Raw genomic sequence first — 15,388 nt, 5'->3', positions numbered from 1 at the left:
TCCCCTCACCGACCCCGGCCGGGGCCGCGGGCCCGAGCATCGCGGCTTCTTCGCTTCGAGGCGCTTGCAATGACCACCGCACCCACCCACCCGGCCGACCCGCGCCGCCACGACATCGACGCCCTGCGCGCCCTCGCCTTCCTGCTCGTCATCCTCTATCACGTGGGCATGTACTACGTGGCCGACTGGCCCTGGCACCTGAAGAGCCCGCATGCGGCCGAGTGGCTGCCGTGGCCGATGCGGGTGCTGAACCTTTGGCGCATGGACCTGGTGTTCCTCATCTCGGGCGTGTCACTCGGCTTCCTGAGCCGGGGCCAGGGCACGGGGGGCCTGCTGCGCAGCCGGGGCCTGCGGTTGATGCTGCCGCTGGCCTTCGGCATGGCGGTGGTCGTGCCCTACCAGGCCTATGCCGAAGGCGTGGCGCGCGGGCTGGTGGCGCCGGGCTTCGGCACCTTCCTGCTGCGCTACCTGTCGATGGGCGCGCCGTGGCCCAAGGGGGCGTTCGCGGGGGCGGAGTTCGGCATCACCTGGAACCACCTCTGGTACCTGCCCTACCTGTTTCTCTACACGGCACTGGTCGCGCTGACGCTGCCGCTGTGGCGCTCGGCCGCCGGGCAGTGGGTGCGGCGGCGCTTCAACGGGCTGCGGGGCTGGCAGCTGCTCGTGTTGCCCGCGCTGCCGCTCGTGGTGTGGACGGTGCTGCTGGCGCGGCACTTCCCGGCCACGCACAACCTGCTGTGGGACTTCCACCTGCACAGCATCTACTTCACCGTGTTCCTCTACGGCTACTGGATGGGTGTGGACACGGGCATCTGGCGCGAGCTCGAACGGCTGCGCCGCGTGTCGCTGCTGCTGGCGGTGGCGGCGATCGGCGCGTTCATCGCGCTGCGCGTCGGGGCCGTCGTTCCGCCCCAGGGGCTGCTGATGGACGTGCTGCGCAATACCTACCTGTGGCTCGCGGTCGCCACGATCCTGGGCCACGGCCATCGCTACCTGAACCGCCCGTGGCCCTGGCTGCGCTGGGCAAACGAGTCGGTCTACCCCTGGTACATGCTGCACCAGACGCTGATCGTCGCGGGCGTGGCGCTGCTGGCACCGCTTGCGCTCGGCCCGGTGTGGGAACCGATGGCGCTGGTCGCCGTGACGATCGCCGGCTGCTGGCTGCTGACCGACGGGCTGATCCGCCGCATCGGCTGGCTGCGCCCGCTGTTCGGGCTGAAGCGCAAGGCCGAGGCCGAGACGGTGGTGGTTACTACGCAGCCTGCTTCGGCTTCGGCGTCGTCGACGCCTCGTCCACCGGCACCAGGATGGCGTTCGCCGTCGCCACGAGCTTGAGCGCGTCGTCGCCCTGGCCCTCAGGCTGCGCATAAAGCTCGGCCCCGACGAACACCTGCTTGCGCCCCGCCTTCACCACGCGACCGCGCGCCACGAAGGCTTCGCCGATGGCGGGCGAGATGCAGTTGACCGAGAAATGCGAGGCCAGCACGCGGCCCGCCACGGTGGCAGCCGCGAAGCCGCTCACGGTGTCGAGCAGCGCGGCGATCATGCCCGCGTGCAGGAAGCCGGTGTACTGGCCCATGTCTTCCTCGCGCCATTTCATGCGCAGTTCGGCCTGCCCGTCGGCGGCCTGCGTGACGTCGAAGCCGGCCCAGCGGTTGAAGGCGGCCGAACGGTTGATGGCCTGGATCGTGTCGAGCATGGTGCGTGTCCTCTCAAGATGAACGTGGATGGAAAGTGAGACCCACTCTAGAAAGCCGCGCCGCCGCGCGCCGTCTCTTGGGTGACCGATCCGCCGCCGGCAGATGCATGCGCGACAGCAGCGCTCCCGCGTCACATCGGCGTCACGAAAAAACTTGGCAACGCCTTAACCCCGTTCGCCCGCCCCGTCCGTAGAAGCAGAGATTCGTCACTGACTTTCTTCCGGAAGGCTTTCCATGCACACACCGTTCTCCGCCCGTCCCCTCCTGCGCGCCACCGCCCTCGCCGCCCTCTGGCTGACCGCGGGCGCCGGCGCCCATGCGCAGCTGCAGGCCGATGCCTCGCGCATCACGCAGGTCAAGGTCTACCCCGGCAGTGCCACGGTGGAGCGCGTGGCGCGCGTCGCGGCCGGCAGCCGCTCGGTCACTTTTGCCTGCCTCCCGGCCGGGCTCGACGTGCAGAGCCTGCAGGTGTCGGCCGGCGCGGCGGTGCGCGTGGGCGAGACCTCGGTGCTCAGCGAGGCGCGCGAGCTCTCGGCGAACTGCGCCACCAGCGCGCTCGACGGCCGCATCCGCGAGCTTGAAGACCAGAAGGCCTCACTGCAGGCCGAGACCGATGCGCTGGGCATGGTCACCGGTTACCTCAAGGGGCTGTCGGGCGGCGAGTCGGGCCCCGGCGCGCGTGCACCGATCGATGCGCGCAACCTCACAGCCGTGACCGACGCGATGCGCCGCTCGGGCCAGGACGCGCTGCTCAAGCAGCACCAGATCCAGCGCCGCCAGACCGACCTCGACCGCCAGCTCAAGCCGCTGCTGGCCGAGCGCGGCCGCACACAGGGCCAGGGCGCGCAGGTGACGGCCGTGACGGTCACGCTGGCCGCGAGTGCCGACACCGAGGTGAAGCTCAGCTACCAGGTCAACGGCCCGGGCTGGACGCCGAGCTACCGCGCGCTGCTCGACACCACGACGCGCAAGGTGCGCATCGAGCGCCAGGCGTTGGTGGCGCAGGCCACGGGCGAGGACTGGCGCGGCGTGAAGCTGGTGCTGTCCACCGGCCAGCCGCGCCGCGAGACCACGGGGCGCACGCCGAGCGCGTGGCGCATCGGCATCGAGCCGCCGCCGCGCGCGAATGCCGACGCGGCCTACATGGCCGCGCCGATGGCTGCCGCCTCCCCCGCCCCCATCGCTGTCGACCGCAAGATGGCCATGGAGCGCGCACGCGAGCCGCTGTTCGACGTGAGCGTGTTCGACAACAGCTTCGCCACCGAATTCGCCGTGCCGCAAAGCATCGACGTTCCTTCCAACGGCCAGCGCGTGACCCTGGCGCTGGGCCAGCACGAAGACACGGCGCAGCTCGCCGCACGCACCAGCCCGCGCGTGGACCCGAGCGCCTTCCTGGTCGCCGAGATGGCACAGCCCACGGGCGTGTGGCCGGTCGGCCCGATGCAGCTGTACCGCGACGGCAACTTCGTCGGCCAGGGCCGCTGGAACGCGCCGAGCGACGCGAAGCTCACGCTCTCGTTCGGCCGCGACGAACTGGTGCGCGTGCAGGTCGAGCCCGAGCGCGACAACCAGGGTTCGGGTGGCTTCGCGGGCTCGCGCGCCGAGCGCCAGGTGCAGCGCGCCTACGTGGTCGAGAACCGTCATCGCACGCCGATCGCGGTGCAGGTGCTGGAGGCCGCGCCGGTGTCGGTCGACGAGCAGGTGCGCGTGACCACGCGCTTTGCGCCGCAACCCGTGGATCAGGTTTGGAACAAGCAGCCGGGGCTGGCGATGTGGCGCTTCGATCTCGACGCGGGGCAGACGGCGCGCGTGTCGGCGGACTACACGATCGGGTATCCGAAGGACGCGCGGTTGCAGATGCGCTGAACGGGCTCGGTTCGGGGCGCGTGCACAGGACACCGGGTACTCCCCTCCGCGAATGTCCCCCGCTTCGCTCCTCCTTTATTTCGCTGCGGGGAGCACCCAGTGCCCTGCGCACGAGGGCACGCTCTGCGTTTGCGGCCGATCAACCACCGTTCTGAAAACGATCACGCTGATGGGGTGCCTTGCGCAGCGAAATCAAGGAGGAGCCCGAAGGGCGGGGGACATTCGCGGAGCAAGGTGCCCCGTCGGCGTGATCGCACCTCGAACAACGGCACTCAGAAATCAAACTTCGCTGACACCTCGAAGGTCCGCCGCGGCGCCAGCAACACCTGGCTCGCGGCACGACCAGTCCATGTCGCGTAGAGCCGGTCCGTCAGATTGCGCACACGAAAACTCAGCAGCGCATTCTTCAAGCGATAGCTCACGGCCGCATCCACCGTCGTGAAGCCGTTGATGCGAATCTGGTTGGCGTTGTCGGTGTACATCGGCCCCGTGTGGTTCAACGAAGCGAAGTACTCGAACTTCGAGCCATCGGGCCGGTAGGTGGCGAAGACGTTGGCCATGCGCTCGGGCACGTTCGGCGGGGTCTTGCCCACGCGCGAGACGTTGCCCGCTTCCAGCAGCGTGTCGAAGCGCGCATCGAGCGCCGCGAGGTTGCCCGCCAGCGTCCATTCGCGCGTGGGCTTCCACACGGCCGACAGCTCGAGGCCGCGCGACGACTGGCGGCCGTTGTTCACGGTGGTGGCGGCGTTGTTCGGGTCACGCGAGAGCACGTTGTCGAGCTCGATCTTGTACAGCGCCGCGGTCCACTCCAGGTTGGCCGCGGGCAGGCTTTGCTTGAAGCCCACCTCCGCCTGCTTGCCGCGCGACATCGGGAACGCGGCATTCGACGCCGACAGCAAGAAGAGCGAGCCCACCGGCAGCGTGGCGTTGGTGTACTGCGCGTACAAGCTCGACTGCGGCGACAGGTCGTACACCGCGCCGATGCGCCCCGAGGTGGCGCGGTAGCTCGCGCCGAAGCGCGTGACGCTGCCCGCGTTCAGGTCCCAGATGCGGCGGTCGACCTCGGTGCGGTCGTGGCGCAGGCCGCCGACCAGCGTGAGGTCGCGCATCGGCTTGAGCGCGTCTTCCACGAAGACCGAGGCGACCTTCACGCGCGAGAAGGTGTCGGCGCGGTTGCCCGCGCCGGTGGTCAGCGCGGGGTTGTCGTCGAAGTAGCCGGTGTACGGGTCGAACACCGGTACACGCAGTTGCATGGCGGTGGCCGCGCTGCTGTTGGAGAAGCGGCGCTGGCTGCCGAAGCGCGTTTCGCTGTACTCGCCACCGACGACGAAGCGGTTGTCCAGCCCGGCGATCTTTCCCTTGTGCGTGGCGTCGAAGCGGTCGAGCCAGAAGTCCTGGTCGTGCGTGATGAGCGTCTGGTCGCGCGCGATGCTGGACGGCGGCACGAAGGTGGCACTTTCGGAGTTGCGGAACATGCGCTTCGACTGGTTGGCCGAGAACTCGTTGCGCCACGACCAGCCGCCGCCCGCCTGCCCCGTGAGGCGCGCGCGCAGCCAGTAGGTTTCGGACGAATTCTCGTCGTCGCGCACGTTGTAGTTGGTGCGCGCCATGCGCCGGTCGATCACGCGGCCGTCGGGCGTGCTGACGACATTGGTCGGCTGCGTGGCGAAGCTGCGCGGCACGAGCGGCGTGCCCCAGTAGGCGTCGTTGTCGTCGCGCAGGTAGTCGAACGACAGGTCGAGCTTCACCGAGCCGCCCAGGTCCACCAGCAGGCCGCTCGTGAAGTGGTCGATGCGCTCGCCGTTGCGCTCGATGGTGCCCACCTTGGTGTCGTTGCGGCTGTAGTCGAGCCGGTAGGCGCTGGCCTCGCCGAGTGCGCCGCCGAAGCCGAAGGCCGCGCGCGTGGAGCCGTAGCTGCCGTACGAGAGCAGCGCCTCCTTGTGCGGATTGCTGCGGTCGGGCCGCTTGGTCACGAAGTTGACGATGCCGCCGATCGCGCCCTCGCCGTCGAGCACCGAGGCCGGACCCTTGAGCACTTCGATGCGCTCGTAGTTCCAGGTGTCCTGCACGCGATTGGTAACGCCCGCGCCCGAGCTGCGCACGCCGTCGTAGAGGTACATGAGGCTGTTGAAGCCGCGCAGCGACAGCGTGGTCGGCGACGACGGCGGGCCGCCGCCCGACAGGCCCGCCATGCCGCGCAACGCTTCGCTGAAGGTGCGCGCGCCGCGCTGCTGGATCGCGTCCTGCGACAGGATCTCGACCGAAGCCGGCGTCTCGCGCACCGACAGGCCCAGGCGCGAGGCCGTGCCGCTCGTGTCGTCGAGGTGCAGGCTGTTCGCGTCGCGGCTGCCTTCGATGGTGACGGTGCCGAGTTCGGCGTTGTTGCTGCTGCTGTCTTGTGCAGAGGCGACCTGCAAGGCGGTGAAGGCGGCCAGCGCGACGGTGGTGCGGGTGAACGGGGTCATGGAACGGTGCAGTGAAGGAAATGGAAAAGGCAATGCGTCAGGCAACCGAGAAGCGCCGCAGCCGCCAGGCCGCGAGGCCGAACAACAGAAGGCTCGGCACCAGCAGTTGCAGCACGGCCAGCGCGGCCTGTCCGCGCACGAGGTCGGCGGGCTCCTCGTGCCATGCGAAGGTGGGCATGCGCTCGAAGTCGGCCGGCACGAGCGCATCGCGCGCATCGATGCGCGGGAAGAAGAAGGCCTTCCACGCTTCGTGGTGCGCCACGGTCTGCGCGTCGAAGCGCGCATGGCGGCGCGCGCCGTTGCCGGCCAGTGCGGTCATGCCCTCGTAAGCCACGGCCGCGGGCGACGCGGCGCCGAAGCGGCCCAGCAGTGCCTGCTGTTGCGCCTGCTGCGCATCGAAGCGCGCGAGCGCGGGGCGGATCGCTTCGTCGACCTCGCGCTGGATGCGGTAGTTGGCCAGCGAGCGGCCGGCGATCTCGATCTTGCCGTCGCGCGGCACGAGGATCGCGCCCTGCCCCACGTGCTGGTACTCGGTGCCCAGCAGGTCCTGATGGCGCTTCATCGCCTCGGCCGTGACCACGCGCTGGCGCGTGGCCAACTCGGTGCGCGAGGGCGCGGGGCTGGCCTGCGTGACGGCCAGGTTGAGCAGCACGGGCGCCACCAGCACCAGCAGCACCCAGGCGATGACGAGCACCATCGCATTCGTCGCCGACGAGGCGCCGAAGGCATTCACCGCCACCACCAGCGCAAACCAGAACAGCGCGTAAGCGCCGACCAGCAACGCCCACCACAGCGTGGCGCTGCCCGCGCCGCCCGCCGTAAGCCCGGCATGGCGGGCGATCCACAGCACGGCCACCGGCAGCAGCACAGCGGGCCCCAGCAGCACCGCGGCGCGCACCGTGAGCTTGCCCGCAAGCAGCGTGCGCAGCCGCAGCGGTTGCGACAGCAGCAGGCGCAAGGTGCCGTTCTCGCGCTCGGCCGACAGCAGGTTGTAGCTGAGCGCAAAGATCAAGAGCGGCAGCAGGTAGACGATGACGAAGGCCAGGTCGAAATGCCCGCTCAGCAGGTGCCACGGGTTCTCGATGTCGCTCGGGTTCATGAACACGACGCGGCTCTGGTTCGTGACCTCGTACTGGCTCGGGAAGAGGTCGCTCTGCCCCAGCGCGACCGGGCCCAGCGGCGCGGTCGGCAACAGCACGTGCTGGCCGCCGTAGTCGCTGGCCATGCGCGAAGGGTCGGCCGGGTTTTCGAAGGGCGTGGGCTGCGCGGTGCCGGCGAAGATGGCTTCGAGCAGCGTGCGCTGCGCGGTGCGGGTGTCGCGGTCGGCCTGCGCCACGGCCGCCTGCGCGCGGTCGCGCTTGGCGGTCTGCAGCAGGCCGTTGCCCAGCGCATAGGCCACGAGCAAAAGGAACAGCGCGCCGACGACCCAGAGGCCGCGCTCGGCGAGCATCAAACGGACTTCCTGGCGCATCACGGCCAGCAGGCGGCGGCCTTGGGGAGGATGGATGGACGACATGGGTGGCATCCCCTCTCAGAGCGCGCGCTGGCGCAAGGTGGCGAAGGCCGCGAACGCCGCGGCGAGCAGCAGGCCGGCGCACAGCACGAGGAAGCTGCGCGCCTGGTGCCGCAGCGCCCATCCCGCCCCCGGCGGGTGGTAGTCGAAGGGCGGCACGGTGGCCCAGAGGTCGGCCGTGGCCTGGTAGGAAAAGTGGCGATCGCCGAGCGGGTCGGCATGCGCCACGAGGTCCTTGCTCATCAGGTCCTGGATGTTGCGGCGGTGCAGTTCGGCGGCCGTGGTGAAGCGGCGGTGGTGCGAAAAGTCGGTGCCCGCCATGCCCATCGAGAAGCTGCGCACCGCGAGCAGTGGCAGCAGCAGGCCGCTCCACTCCTGCACCTCTTGCTGCTGTTCCCAGGTGTCCCACAGGCGGCCGTAGTGGCGGTCGTACACGGGGTACGAGGCCTGGTCGTCCAGGCGCAGCGCAATGCCCCATTTGCTCAGCGGCACATCGCGCCCCCAGCGCTCGGTGGTGCCGAAGTTCTGCTGCCAGACCTGGTTCGACACGGCCTTGAGTTCCGCGCCCAGCGCCTGGTTGAACTCGAGCCGCGTCGGGCTCGGGAACCACGTGCGCGAGAGTTCGGAGAGCACGCGCGGCGCCATCACGGCCTGCCCGATCCACAGCGCGAGCAGCACGGTGATCGCCATGCGCGAGGTCGACGACAGCGCCGACACGCCCAGCACCAGGCACACGAAGATGCCGAGGTACACCGCGTAGCCCAGCGACCACGCGCCCAGCCGCAGCAGCGCGTCGATGCGCCCGCCCGCCTCCGCGCCCACCGCCACGGCGACGGCTGCAACGAGGGCCGCCGGCACCAGCAGCACCGCGAGCAGCGCCGACAGCGCGAGCGCCTTGCCGGCCAGCAGGCGCAGCGGCGCCACGCCCAGGCTCAGCGTCTGGCGCAGGATGCCCTGCTCGCGCTCGCCCGCGAAGGCGTTGAAGCCCAGCACGATCACCAGCAGCGGGCCGAGCACCTGCAGGATCCAGCCCACCGACAGGTTGCCGAAGCGCTGCAGGCCGGTCGCGTCCTGCGCGGCATTGAACTTGACCTCGCTCTGGCGGTGTGCCTGCAGCCACACGGTGCTGCCGATGTAGGGGTTGATGCCCGCGTCGACCATCGACAGCGGCGGCTCGGGCTTGAAGGCATGCATGCCCTGGTGCGCGGCGTCGTGTGGGTGGCGCTGGTCCTGGTGCAGCCAGTCGCGGTAGTCCATGGCCTGCGCGGCCACCTGCTCGGCATGCGCGCCGCGCTGGTGCGCCCAGCCGACGGCCAGTGCGGTGAAGAGCAGCACGGCCACGAGCCCGCCGGCCCAGTACAGGCGGCCGTCGCGCAGGCGTTCGGTGAATTCGCGTCGGGCGATCCAGTGCATCAGCATCTGATCAGGCCCTCATGTGTTGAAGGTAGAGCGACTGCAGATCGGTCTGCCCGATCTGCGCGCCTTCGAGGCTCTCGACCAACCGGCCGCGCTTCATGATCCCGACGCGCGTGGCGGTCTGTTGTGCGTGGAAGAGGTCGTGCGTGGTGGTGAGCACGGCCACGCCGCGGTCGGCCGCGCGGCGCAGCAGGTCGGAAAACTCAGCGGCGGCGTGCGGGTCGAGCCCGGAGGTGGGCTCGTCGAGCAGCAGCGCCTTGGCCTGCTTGGCCAGCGCCACCGCGATCCACACCTTCTGGCGCATGCCCTTCGAATACATGCTGACGCGCTTGTCGGCGGCGGCATGGTCGAGCCCCACCTCGGTCATCAGCGCAAGCAGGCGTTCGCGCGGCAGTTCGTGGCCCAGTGCCAGGCCGGCGAAGAAGCGCAGGTTTTCCAGGCCCGAGAGCGTGCCGTACAGCGTGACCTGCTCGGGGATGTACGCCACGTCCTGCTTGGTCGCCACCGGATGGCGCGTGACGTCGGTGCCGTTGATCTCCACCGTGCCGTCGGTCGGTGCGATGAAATTCAGGAACAGGTTGATGGTCGTCGTCTTGCCCGCGCCGTTGGCACCCAGCAGGCAGTAGATGTCGCCGCCGCGGATGTCGAGGTCGAGACGGTCGAGCGCGGTGTGCGCGCCGTAGCGTTTGGTGAGGCCGGAGGCTCGGAGCATGGCGGAGGGATTCCGATGGAAGAAGAGAAGGAAAGACGCGCGCAGGCACGCCCCGGCGTTCGCACGCCGATGCGGTCATCGAGGGGAAATGAAGGCTGGCGGCGACGCCGCCAGGCGGTCAGCGCTTGTTCTTGTTTTTCGCGCCGCCCTGGCGCGCCTTGAAGCGCGGGTTGGACTTGCAGATGACGTAGGTGCGGCCGCGCCGCGTCACCACCTGGCAATCGCGGTGGCGCTTCTTGGCTTCTTTGAGCGAGGACAGGACTTGCATGGGCGTGACCAGGGAGTTCGTTCGGACACGCGAATATACGTTATTGAGAATTCATTCTCAATAACTTTTTGAGCCTTCCCCGGCAACTCCAGGGCCCGCCGCCGTCAGTGCGGCGGATGCGCCTTGGGTGCTTTCGCGCCGATCTCGACACAGGCCGCGCACAAGCCATGCAGCGTGACCTCGTGGTGCGTCACCTGGAAGCCCTTGGGCGCCAGGTCGTGCATCGGCCCCGGGCAGGCGTGCAGCAGGAACACCTGCCCGCAGTGCGAGCAATGGAAGTAGTGATGGTGGTGGTGCCCGGCATCGCCGCCCTCGCCTGCGCCGTGCGAATGGTGGTCGTGCGGATCGGTCTTGCAGGCCACTTCGTAGCGCGCCGGTTCGCCCGGCAGCTCGACCTTGGCGATCTCGCCGTCGGCCAGCAGCAGCGCGACCTGGCGGTACACTGTCGACAGGCTGATCTCGGGCACGATGGCCCGTGCGTGTTCAAGAATTTCGGGGGCGGTCAGCACGCGACCGGCGTCGCTGAAGGCGGAGAAAACGGCGTTGCGCTGGCGCGTGAGACGTTGCATCTCTCGATGATAGGGGCGGCCCGCGCGGCATTCAGCGTGCCGCGCGCAAGACCTTCACTCGTCTGCCGTGCGACTGGCGTCCGCTTCGGTCGCCTCGGGCTTCTGCTTGCCCTTCTTGCCACGCGCAGCCTTCTTCGCCGCACGCTCGGCGTCGGCGCGCTGGCCGGCCGCCAGCCATTGCGCGAACTCTTCGGGCGTCTCGAGCGTGATGCGCCCCAGGTTGCCGGCGCGGAACTCGTGCATCACGATCTCGGCGGCTTTCTGCAGGTTGACCTTGCCCTTGCCCAGCAGCGCGCCGCGCTTGCGGCCGATGGTGTCGAGCACGTCCTCGTCTTTCATTTCAGCCAGGGTGGCGGCGTCGAGTTCGGTGAGCTTGAAGCGCGCGACGAGGCCTTCGGCGTAGTTCGACTTGAGGTAGTCGAGCAGCTCCAGCGCCACCTCTTCCTCATCGAACGCGTTGCGCCCCACCGCGCCGCTGGCCGCGAGGTTGTAGCCGCTCTTGGGCACGATGATGCGCGGCCACAGCATGCCGGGCGTGTCCCACAGGTAGAAGTCGTCGGCCAGGGTGATGCGCTGTTCGAGCTTGGTGATGCCGGCCTCGTCGCCGGTCTTGGCCTTGCGCCCGCCGGTCAGCGTGTTGATGAGGGTCGACTTGCCCACGTTGGGAATGCCGCAGATCAGCACGCGCATCGGCTTGGCCATGCCGCCGCGGTTGGGCGACAGCTCGTGGCAGGCCTTGACGATCTGCTGCGCGGGCGTGGTCAGGCTCGCATCGAGCCCGATGGCGCGCGTGGCGGGCAGTGCGTTGTAGTGCGCGAGCCAAAGCTTCGTGCGCTCGGGGTCGGCCAGGTCCTGCTTGTTGAGCACCTTGAGCGTGGGCCGCCCGGCCGTGAGTTCGGCCAGCATCGGGTTGGCGCTGGAGCCGGGCAGGCGCGCGTCGAGCAGCTCGATCACCACGTCGATGTCCTTCACCCGCTCGGTGATGGCCTTCTGGGTCGAATACATGTGACCGGGGAACCACTGGATCGCCATCGATGGATGCTCTTTCTTTCGCGCTGTCTGGAAGGGGACCGGCCTCGCAGGCCGGGTGCGCATTGTGAACCGGGAACGGTACCGATTTCTCGATGCTGCGCTTTTGATAGCACCAACTGGCGTATTCACTGGCTTGTTGGCCGCCAGATCACCCCTAGAATCCGCGCGCTGCGCCCGCAGCCGTTTCAAAAAGTCACAACGAGGGAGATCCTTTTCATGGTCCAGCGCCTTGCCGCCGCCGCCCTGCTCGCGGCCACCACCATCCTGTCCGCCACCGTGGCGCATGCCCAGCGCCCGTCGCCGCCGCCCGGCCCGCTGACCGACGGTTTCCTGTGCTGCAACATGCGCACGTACGGCGACTCGATCAGCGACATCAACTACGACGAACAGGGCACGCGCATCGTCGCCGTGGGCACGCCGGCGCGCATCACGGCCTACGACTTCCGCTTCTTCAACGTCGATCTCGCGGGCAAGCCGCAGCGCATCAAGAACGACTACAGCCGCAACATCACGCTGATCGACTTCGCCAAGCGCTACGTGGTCACCGAAGACCCGAAGCGAAAGATCGCGAGCTTCCCGCCCGCAGTGGGCGCGGCCATCGTCGCGGGCAAGGTGATGCCCGGCATGACGCGCGAACAGGTGCTCATGGCCATCGGCTATCCGGTGGCCGGCGAGAACCCGAGCCTGGACGCGCCGGTGTGGCGCTACTGGCGCGACAGCTGGTCGGAGTTCCAGGTGGCCTTCGACGAAAAGGGCCTCGTGAAGAACGTCGTGGGCGACGCCGTGGCGCTGAGCCGCGTGCTCGCCACGACGCCCTGAGCCACCATTGAGGACACCCGGGGTTCGTGTGCGCGGCGTGACGCGCGCAACACCCCGGAGGGTTTTGCATCGCGCAGGGCGATTCCGCCCCTATGATTTGTCCGAAGCACGGCGCCGCCACGTGCGTCGGCCGGATCGAAACCCCTGAATGGAGTGCCTGCGATGAAACCCGTCTCCGAACTGCTCAAGCGCCACGATTCCGCCGCCTGGCGCACCTCGCCCGACACCAGCGTGTTCGACGCGCTGGCCACGCTGGCGCATTTCGAAGTGGGCGCGCTCATGGTGATGGACGGCGAGAAGCTCGTGGGCTTTCTGTCCGAACGCGACTACACCCGCAAGGTGGCGCTGCAGGGCAAGAACTCCAAGGAGGTGAAGGTCTCCGAGATCATGACGCCCGACGTGATGACCGTCACCCCGCAGACCCAGACCCACGCCTGCATGGCGCTCATGAGCCAGCGCAAGTTCCGCCACCTGCCCGTGGTCGACGGCGACAAGGTGGTCGGCATGATCTCCATTCAAGACCTGATGGACGACATCATTTCCGAGCACGAGCAGACCATCACGCAGCTGACCTCGTACATCCAAAGTTGACGCGACGGCCTGATGCCCGGTCTGATAAGGGCATCGCACCTACGCACAGGGGTACTCTTAAGGTGCACAGTGAAGGCTCGTTCACCATCCAGCAGGGACATCCGCAATGCAGATTCAGGTCAACACGAGCAATGGCATCACCAACAAAGACACGCTGGAGCGCTGGGCAGACACCGAAATCAAGCAGCACCTGAGCCGTTTCGTCGCAGACGTGACGCGCGTCGAGGTGCACCTGAGCGACGAGAACCACGACAAGGCCGGCGGCGGCGACAAGTGCTGCGTGATGGAAGCGCGCCTGGCGCACCACCAGCCGCTCGCGGTGACACAGCACGCCACCAGCCTCGACGAGGCCTTCCGCGGCGCGGCCGACAAGCTCAAGCGCCTGCTCGACAACACGCTGGGCCGCCTCAACCACCGCGCCCGCGATTCGATCCGCAAGGACGGCGAAGGCTTCGTCGCCGAGTAGTCGCGTCGAAGCTCAGCGGCCCGGCTTTCGCTTCGGCGGCGGCAGGCCCTGCGGCGTCTCCACCGGAATGAGCGGCGGACGCCGCCCGTCGGCCATCCAGGCGTCGTAGAAATCGATCTTGCGATCGACCAGCGACAGCGCCTGCTGCCAGTCGGCAATCGTCTGGTGCACGCGCGCGCGGTGCGCCTCCAGCAGGTCGCGGCGCTCGCGCAGCGTGGTTTTCCCCTGCATCGCGAGCGCCGTGTAGTCGCGCATCTCGGCGATCGACATGCCGGTGCGGCGCAGCCGGTCCATCAGGTCAAGCCAGCCCACATGCAGCTCGCCATATACGCGCCGCCCGCCCGCATCGCGCACGACGCCGGGCACCAAGCCCTGCGATTCGTACCAGCGGATGGCATGCACCGTGCGGCCGGTGCGCGCGGCCAGCTCGCCGATGTGGAACGGCGCAGCGGCGGCGCTGGGTTCAGCCGGCATGGGCGGTTGGCGCATCGAGCGCCCGCTCGACCAGCGCGGTGTCGAAGTACTCGGTCAATGCCTTCACCTGGCCTCCTTCGAGTCGGTAGACGTAGCAATAGCGGTTGTTGTAGCGCTTGCCGGCCTTCGTCGGCACGTCGCCGCTGAACAGAACCACCACGCGGTCGCCTTCCGCAATGATGCATTCGGTCTTGCTCATGTAAGGCCCGGCGAACTGCGCGAACAGCGGCTTGATGAGCTCTTCGCGGATTGCCTGCTTGCCCTGGTAGGTGCGCGACCAGGGCGTGCTGCCTTCCAGCGTCCAGCTGGCGTCGTCGGCCAGGCTGTCGATGAAGGCCTGGCCGTTGCCCTTGTCCAGCTCCGCGTGGATGCGCTGGACGAGGGCCTTGTTGTCGATCGTGTGCATGGCGTGATTTCCTTGGAGGAATGAAGACACCGGACATCCGGTGAATTCATTGGAAATGCTCGAGTGCGCTCGAGGTCAAGCGCCATGCACCGACCGACTGGCGGCTCAGCCCCGGCCGGCGTTCGCCATGCCCTTGGCGACTTCGTTCGCGCCCTGCGCGGCGCCGCTCTGCGGCACGGCCTCGCCTTCGCGCTCGGTCACTTCCGACAGGCGCGCGGCCAGCTGCTCGGGCGTGTCGGCGGCAATGCCCAGCCAGGCGCCCTGCGTGAGCGTGATGTGCGCAGCCTCGAAGGTGCCGGCACCGGCACAGAGGATGGTGCGGTTGGGCGCGTCCTGCGCGGCCAGCACCAGCATCGCGGGCACCACGGCCTCGGGGCGGAAGGCCTCGAGCATTTCCTTGGGGAACAGGTCTTCCGTCATGCGCGTGGCGGCGGTGGGCGCCAGGCAGTTCACGCGGATGTCGTTCTTGGCGCCTTCGATGCTCAGCGTCTGCATGAGGCCCACCAGCGCCAGCTTGGCGGCGCCGTAGTTGCTCTGGCCGAAATTGCCGTACAGGCCCGACGACGACGTGGTCATCACGATGCGGCCGTACTTCTGCTCGTTCATGAGCGCCCAGACGGCCTTGGTGCAGTTCACGGCGCCCATCAGGTGCACGTCGACCACGAGCTTGAAGTCGTCCAGCTCCATCTTGGAAAAGCTCTTGTCGCGCAGGATGCCGGCGTTGTTGATCAGGATGTCGACGCGGCCCCAGGCGTCGACCGCCTGCTTGACCATGGCCTGCACGGCCTCGAAATCGGTCACCGAAGCGCCGTTGGCCATCGCCTCGCCGCCGGCCGCCTTGATCTCGTCGACCACCGCCTGCGCAGCGCTGACCGAGCCGCCGGAACCGTCGCGCGCGCCGCCCAGATCGTTGACCACCACCTTGGCGCCGCGCGCCGCCAGCGCCAGCGCATGCTGGCGGCCCAGGCCGCCGCCCGCGCCGGTCACGATGGCCACGCGGCCCTTGAAGTCGATGGAGGTGCTGTTGCTGCTCATGAGGTCTCTGCTCGCTGTCTGTAGGGGGTGAAAAAGGGTTGCCGACGGGCGGCAAC

General features: G+C 68.6%; 16 protein-coding genes. 5 read left to right on the top strand and 11 right to left on the bottom strand.

What is annotated here, in order from left to right:
- The first annotated feature begins 69 nt into the window (after positions 1-69).
- Positions 70-1,335 carry an acyltransferase family protein gene (locus tag CY658_RS07675; RefSeq protein WP_101489559.1) on the top strand — a complete coding sequence of 422 codons (1,266 nt, stop codon included), beginning with the start codon at positions 70-72 and terminating at the stop codon, positions 1,333-1,335.
- Here the strand turns inward: CY658_RS07675 and CY658_RS07670 are convergent.
- A complete protein-coding gene (locus CY658_RS07670; protein WP_101489558.1) occupies positions 1,253-1,699 on the bottom strand; it encodes a PaaI family thioesterase in 447 nt (148 codons plus the stop codon). The genes CY658_RS07675 and CY658_RS07670 overlap by 83 nt on opposite strands.
- 235 nt (positions 1,700-1,934) lie before the next feature.
- Between CY658_RS07670 and CY658_RS07665 the strand changes: the two genes are divergently transcribed.
- The gene (locus CY658_RS07665; RefSeq protein ID WP_101489557.1) at positions 1,935-3,566 is read left to right on the top strand and encodes a DUF4139 domain-containing protein; all 1,632 of its coding nucleotides are present in this window, start codon (positions 1,935-1,937) and stop codon (positions 3,564-3,566) included.
- A gap of 272 nt (positions 3,567-3,838) precedes the next feature.
- Here the strand turns inward: CY658_RS07665 and CY658_RS07660 are convergent, their stop codons facing one another.
- From CY658_RS07660 to ylqF, 7 genes are all read right to left on the bottom strand, one after another.
- Positions 3,839-6,031 (bottom strand): TonB-dependent receptor, encoded by a 2,193-nt coding sequence (locus CY658_RS07660; RefSeq protein ID WP_101489556.1) that lies wholly within the window; start codon positions 6,029-6,031, stop codon positions 3,839-3,841.
- Between the two features lie 37 nt (positions 6,032-6,068).
- Positions 6,069-7,547, bottom strand: coding sequence for an ABC transporter permease subunit (locus tag CY658_RS07655; RefSeq protein ID WP_101489555.1), 1,479 nt, complete (start codon positions 7,545-7,547; stop codon positions 6,069-6,071).
- Positions 7,548-7,562: 15 nt separating this feature from the next.
- A complete protein-coding gene (locus CY658_RS07650; protein WP_180838886.1) occupies positions 7,563-8,963 on the bottom strand; it encodes an ABC transporter permease subunit in 1,401 nt (466 codons plus the stop codon).
- A 4-nt stretch (positions 8,964-8,967) separates the two neighbouring features.
- Positions 8,968-9,672, bottom strand: a complete 705-nt coding sequence (locus tag CY658_RS07645; RefSeq protein WP_101489554.1) for an ABC transporter ATP-binding protein — start codon at positions 9,670-9,672, stop codon at positions 8,968-8,970.
- Positions 9,673-9,790: 118 nt separating this feature from the next.
- Positions 9,791-9,940 carry a type B 50S ribosomal protein L36 gene (gene ykgO / locus CY658_RS07640; protein ID WP_013542562.1) on the bottom strand — a complete coding sequence of 50 codons (150 nt, stop codon included), beginning with the start codon at positions 9,938-9,940 and terminating at the stop codon, positions 9,791-9,793.
- Between the two features lie 104 nt (positions 9,941-10,044).
- Positions 10,045-10,509, bottom strand: a complete 465-nt coding sequence (locus tag CY658_RS07635) for a Fur family transcriptional regulator (RefSeq protein WP_101489553.1) — start codon at positions 10,507-10,509, stop codon at positions 10,045-10,047.
- A 54-nt stretch (positions 10,510-10,563) separates the two neighbouring features.
- Positions 10,564-11,541: a ribosome biogenesis GTPase YlqF gene (ylqF, locus tag CY658_RS07630; RefSeq protein WP_101489552.1), complete on the bottom strand. Its 978-nt coding sequence runs from the start codon at positions 11,539-11,541 to the stop codon at positions 10,564-10,566.
- Positions 11,542-11,757: 216 nt separating this feature from the next.
- Here ylqF and CY658_RS07625 point away from each other — a divergent pair, with 216 nt between their 5' ends.
- From CY658_RS07625 to CY658_RS07615, 3 genes are all read left to right on the top strand, one after another.
- Positions 11,758-12,360 (top strand): cell envelope protein SmpA, encoded by a 603-nt coding sequence (locus CY658_RS07625; protein ID WP_101489551.1) that lies wholly within the window; start codon positions 11,758-11,760, stop codon positions 12,358-12,360.
- A gap of 162 nt (positions 12,361-12,522) precedes the next feature.
- The gene (locus CY658_RS07620; RefSeq protein WP_099791301.1) at positions 12,523-12,951 is read left to right on the top strand and encodes a CBS domain-containing protein; all 429 of its coding nucleotides are present in this window, start codon (positions 12,523-12,525) and stop codon (positions 12,949-12,951) included.
- Between the two features lie 106 nt (positions 12,952-13,057).
- Positions 13,058-13,417 carry an HPF/RaiA family ribosome-associated protein gene (locus CY658_RS07615; RefSeq protein ID WP_101489550.1) on the top strand — a complete coding sequence of 120 codons (360 nt, stop codon included), beginning with the start codon at positions 13,058-13,060 and terminating at the stop codon, positions 13,415-13,417.
- 12 nt (positions 13,418-13,429) lie between these two features.
- Here CY658_RS07615 and CY658_RS07610 read toward each other — a convergent pair whose 3' ends face one another.
- The 3 genes from CY658_RS07610 to CY658_RS07600 form a co-directional block, all read right to left on the bottom strand.
- Positions 13,430-13,891: a MerR family transcriptional regulator gene (locus CY658_RS07610; protein ID WP_101490275.1), complete on the bottom strand. Its 462-nt coding sequence runs from the start codon at positions 13,889-13,891 to the stop codon at positions 13,430-13,432.
- Positions 13,881-14,297 (bottom strand): nuclear transport factor 2 family protein, encoded by a 417-nt coding sequence (locus CY658_RS07605; RefSeq protein ID WP_101489549.1) that lies wholly within the window; start codon positions 14,295-14,297, stop codon positions 13,881-13,883. The genes CY658_RS07610 and CY658_RS07605 overlap by 11 nt, the downstream gene beginning before the upstream one ends.
- A 105-nt stretch (positions 14,298-14,402) precedes the next feature.
- Positions 14,403-15,332, bottom strand: a complete 930-nt coding sequence (locus tag CY658_RS07600) for an SDR family NAD(P)-dependent oxidoreductase (protein ID WP_101489548.1) — start codon at positions 15,330-15,332, stop codon at positions 14,403-14,405.
- Between the last annotated feature and the right edge of the window lie 56 nt (positions 15,333-15,388).

The sequence above is a fragment of the Variovorax sp. RO1 genome, assembly GCF_002849325.1.
GTDB lineage: Bacteria > Pseudomonadota > Gammaproteobacteria > Burkholderiales > Burkholderiaceae_C > Variovorax.
Note: the sequence above shows the minus strand (reverse complement) of the source record. Positions and strands in the feature narration are given on the sequence as shown.